Source organism: Streptomyces sp. NPDC088246, assembly GCF_044741025.1.
In the GTDB taxonomy this organism is placed as follows: Bacteria; Actinomycetota; Actinomycetes; order Streptomycetales; family Streptomycetaceae; genus Streptomyces.
Genome location: NZ_JBIURV010000186.1, coordinates 1 through 1,108 on the forward strand (window position 1 = coordinate 1; position 1,108 = coordinate 1,108).

General features: G+C 63.6%; 1 protein-coding gene. It reads left to right on the top strand.

Annotated features, from left to right (window positions below; genetic code table 11):
* Nucleotides 1-94: 94 nt before the first annotated feature.
* Entirely contained in the window at nt 95-598 is a 504-nt protein-coding gene (locus ACIPEK_RS46740; RefSeq protein WP_402009169.1) for a hypothetical protein, read from the top strand.
* Nucleotides 599-1,108 lie beyond the last annotated feature (510 nt).

Consider the following 1,108-nt stretch of genomic DNA (forward strand, 5'->3'; position numbering starts at 1 on the left):
CCCAACAGAGTGACGGCCACACGCCGCCCGGCACAGCACCCGAACGGCGCGTCACATCACAACAGGGCAAACGTTCCCTGCTACGGCACTAGCGGTGACTGTGGAGCATGTGGATGACCCCGCCGCGATCGGCAAGCATCCCTCAGCCCGTGATTTCCCGAGCTGCACGGCTGTGGTGGATTACCCGGGGAAGGGCTATCGGGCCCTCTTCGGCTGGGTGCAGCTGGTGCGTTCGACGGACAACTCCTCCGCCGGGGCCGCCTTTGACATGGATCCGTTCTACCTCTTCGAGGATGCGCCGTCGCCGTACGCGTTCTTCGGCATCAATCCCACCTTGTTCGACGCGCCGTCCCGCGCCAGGCGGGATCCCCTCGACTGGACGGCCCACAGCTACCTCGCATGGACCCCGATGGATGACACCGAGCGGCGAGTCCTGCCGCTGGTCGGCTTCTCCTGGGGGTTCAACGTCGACTCGGACGGTCGCATCACGCTGCAACCCGTACAGGCGTTGTCGCCTGGGGACTGGGACGCACACCTGCCATACCTCGGCACCTCATATCCAGGCTGGGTGTTCGACAAGTGGCAGCCTGAGCTGTGACTGCCTGTCCGTTCCCGGGTGCCCTTTCAGGCGGTATGAAGATTGCATCTGACGCGGGCCGGTGCGCGACCTGGTCGCGGGAGAACTGAACGACATGGCGTAGCCCGGTGGCCGCCGGGGGCCTTCGCCGGCGTTAGGGCAGTGACGGGGTCAGGGTCGGCTTGAGCACGGGTCTCCCCCGTGCAAAAGCTGGGCAGACCCGGCATAGACAATCTGCCCACCCACGACCACCGACCGAAACTCACTCACCAAACGATCAAGAGATCACCTTCAGAGCACGTCGGTGGATCGAGGCTAAGCGTAGCTGCCAACACTGGCAACGGCTCTGTATTTCGGGACGCGGTGTGGGACGCCTTGTGCAGCAGGTGCTTAGTAGGGCTTTGTTAGGTACCCCAAGTGATCCTCGTTGGATAGGTTGTGATCTTCTTTCAGTTGTGACTCCTGAGGAGATGGAAGAGGTCCGTCCGCGTCTGGAGGCGTTCGCGGCCGAGATGCTGGGCTCGTTGGCGC